The sequence below is a fragment of the Streptomyces sp. CNQ085 genome (assembly GCF_022614595.1).
Taxonomy (GTDB): Bacteria; Actinomycetota; Actinomycetes; order Streptomycetales; family Streptomycetaceae; genus Streptomyces.
Genome location: NZ_JAJFAU010000030.1, coordinates 36831 through 39586, shown reverse-complemented (window position 1 = coordinate 39586; position 2756 = coordinate 36831). Strand labels below are relative to the sequence as shown.

At 69.5% G+C, this 2756-nt stretch carries 4 protein-coding genes; 1 reads left to right on the top strand and 3 read right to left on the bottom strand.

What is annotated here, in order from left to right:
* The 3 genes from LJ221_RS08345 to LJ221_RS08335 form a co-directional block, all read right to left on the bottom strand.
* The coding region (locus LJ221_RS08345; protein WP_302851969.1) for a carboxyl transferase domain-containing protein at nucleotides 1-284 on the bottom strand (284 nt) is incomplete at its 3' end.
* Between the two features lie 24 nt (nucleotides 285-308).
* Nucleotides 309-740 (bottom strand): hypothetical protein, encoded by a 432-nt coding sequence (locus LJ221_RS08340; protein WP_241715059.1) that lies wholly within the window; start codon nucleotides 738-740, stop codon nucleotides 309-311.
* Nucleotides 741-848: 108 nt separating this feature from the next.
* The gene (locus tag LJ221_RS08335; protein ID WP_241715058.1) at nucleotides 849-1643 is read right to left on the bottom strand and encodes an AfsR/SARP family transcriptional regulator; all 795 of its coding nucleotides are present in this window, start codon (nucleotides 1641-1643) and stop codon (nucleotides 849-851) included.
* A 620-nt stretch (nucleotides 1644-2263) separates the two neighbouring features.
* Here LJ221_RS08335 and LJ221_RS08330 point away from each other — a divergent pair.
* Nucleotides 2264-2482 carry a hypothetical protein gene (locus LJ221_RS08330; RefSeq protein ID WP_241715057.1) on the top strand — a complete coding sequence of 73 codons (219 nt, stop codon included), beginning with the start codon at nucleotides 2264-2266 and terminating at the stop codon, nucleotides 2480-2482.
* The last annotated feature ends 274 nt before the right edge of the window (nucleotides 2483-2756 follow it).

Below are 2756 nucleotides of genomic sequence, written 5' to 3'. Positions count from 1 at the left end.
ATCCGGAAGTCATGGGCGTAGACGAAGACGGTGCGGCCCTCCACCGTCCCCCAGCCGGTGATCACACCGTCCGTGTACGGCCTGCGGTCCTCCAGGCCGAACCCGGTCGCCCGGTGCCGGCGCAGCGGCTCCACCTCCCGGAACGACCCCTCGTCCAGCAGCAGTTCGATCCGCTCACGCGCGGTCAGCTTGCCCTTGGCGTGCTGGGCCTCGGTGGCCCGCTCACCCGGACCCGCCAGCGCCCGGCGGCGTATCCCGGCCAGTTCCGCGACGTGGGACCTCATGTCTCCCCCTGATGGGACGGGATGTCAGTTGCCGAGCCGGCGCAGACCGTTCATCTGGAGCACGGCGAAGGCGGCGACGACAGCCGCCTGGAGCGGGATCCATACCGTGCCGACGGTGTTCGGGTCCAACCAGCCGAAGACCACGGCGGCCACGCTCGCGGCCGCCCACAGCAGGTTCGCCTCGATGACCACCTTGGTGGCCGCGGTGGGCGGCACCGGACGGCTGGCCAGCACGGCGACCAGTGCGCCGTAGACGGTGAGGAACACGCCGATGCCGCGAAGGAAGCCGGTGTCGAGGTCGAGCAGGTCCCCCACCGGGCCGGCGGCAAACAGATAGATGAGACCGTTGCCGCCGGTCACGACGGCGTCGAGGCCGAGGAAGAGACGTAACGGGCGCGCGGCCTCAACGCGCTCCTGGGCCGTCACGGAGCGGGCCGGCGATTGGCTCATGGACATGCAGTTCTCCAAAGGTCGCGGGGCGGTGTTCACTTCCGGTTCGAATCGTTCCAGGCAGCGCTGACCAGCGGCTGACACGCCGCTTACGCGGCGTCGGGAACGGTGGTGTCAGGTGAGCTGGAGCAGAGGAGCACGTACGTCACGGGAGAGCACCGGGTCGTGGGACAGGATGGCGCTCTCGACCTGACGCAGTGCGGGGGAGGGTTCGATGCCGAGTTCGTCAGCGAGGTGGCGGCGCATACGACGGAAGACGTCCAGCGCGTCGGCCTGGCGACCCGCGCAGTACAGGGCGACCATCAACTGCTCGCAGAAGCGTTCCCTGAGCGGGTGGTTCGTGTGGGTCTCGGCGAGCTCGGCCAGGACGGCGGCGTGCCGGCCGAGCCGCAGCTCGGCGTCGAAGCGGAGTTCCATGGCCCGCATGCGGTACTCTTCGTAGCGGGCGCCGGCGAGCTGGCACAGGGTCCCGTCGGTGAAGCCACCGAAGACCGGTCCTCGCCACATGGCCAGGGCCTGCCTCAGTAACCGGGCCGCCGCTTCCGGTGAGCCGGAGCCGAGGGCCTCGGCCTGGCGGACTGTCCTGGCGAAAACGGCGGCGTCCAGCTCTCCCTCGCCCACCGTCAGGCGGTAGCCCGAGGGGTGGATGGTGACGCGCGAGATGCCGCGGTCGGGCTCCAGGCCGCGCAGCTTGCGGCGCAGTCGGCTGACGTGGGCCTGCAGTGCATTGGCCTGGTTGTCCGGGGCGCCTTCGCCCCACATCTCCTCGACCAGCGCCTCACCGGAGACCGACTGGCCCTCGCTGACCAGTAGCGTCTGGACCAGGGTCCGCTGCAGATCGCCGGAGATCTCGGCCGGTCCCGACGCGGTGCGGATCTGCAGTGCCCCGAGGATCGAGAACCTCAGCATGTTTCCCCCTAGGCGATCAGTGCGGCAGAGAGTGGTCAGGGGCCGGGCGCGACAGTCCGTCTCGCCGAAGCCGCTTGGCGGTCTTTCGGCTGGTTTCCGTCCCGGGTCTCCTCCCGACTCCACCCTGACACAAGATGATTCCTTTGGGAAGGTATTTTTTCTTCTGGGTGAGTCCGAGTTGCGCCAGTAGGGGCACTGAACTGGGCAGTTGTCGGAATGTGGAGCTCAAGCGGAAGGGTGTGGCGGGTGGATGCGGGCGCGTCGTCGGGGCGCCGACGGTGTGTGCGGCACCGGGACCGGGACCGCGCCGGAAGCCGGATGCCGAGAGTCGGGGTGTACGACGAGCGGAGAGGGCAGGGCTTCGGTGTAGTCGATTGACGTCCGGTTCCTGACGGGATGGCCGGGCTGGACGGGGTCCGATGCGGTACAGGCACGGACATCCGTGATCATGGAGTTCTCTACGCTCTGTGATCCCGGGAAGCCCGTGCCCGCCGACGCGTCATCTCCGGTCTCTCCCGCTCCTGACCAACCCGGCTCCCGTCCGGAGGCCGTGAGTGGTGAGTTTCCCGGCCTCCCGCAAACGCCTCGCGCAGGTTCCCGACCCGCGTGGTTCACGCGGAGTGAGACATCCGCTCGTCGCGGTGCCGGCCCTGACGGCCTGCGCCGTCCTGGAGCGCCCCGACCCGCGGAGTCAACGGTCCGCAGGCTCCTGGCCAGGATCGACGCGGACGCCCTGGACCGTCTGCGCGGTCACCAGCCTCACCGCGGAACAGGCCCCACCCGCCCGGCTCGCCCAACTGGTCCGCGGCCACCGGCACATCGAGGCCCCCACCACGTGAGAGACGTGACCTTCACCGAGGATGCCTCACGGGTGCGGACCGGCAACGCACCCCGGGCGATGGCTACCCGCAGAAACCTCACGATCGGAGCCCTTCGCCTGGCCGGCGTCCGCAACATCGCCGCCGGCCTCCGCCGGACAGTCCGGGGCCAAACCCGCACCCTCGACCTTCCCTGCCTCACGTGATCAAAAGGACGAGGACCGACTATGCCGAAGCCCTGGCGGAGAGGGCAGGATTCGAACCTGCGTGGGCTTTGTGGGCCCGACCGAGATTG

Bases quoted from the DNA above. Each gene is read 5' to 3' on its own strand.
- LJ221_RS08340 (WP_241715059.1), bottom strand. From the start codon at position 740: ATGTCCATGAGCCAATCGCCGGCCCGCTCCGTGACGGCCCAGGAGCGC.
- LJ221_RS08335 (WP_241715058.1), bottom strand. From the start codon at position 1,643: ATGCTGAGGTTCTCGATCCTCGGGGCACTGCAGATCCGCACCGCGTCG.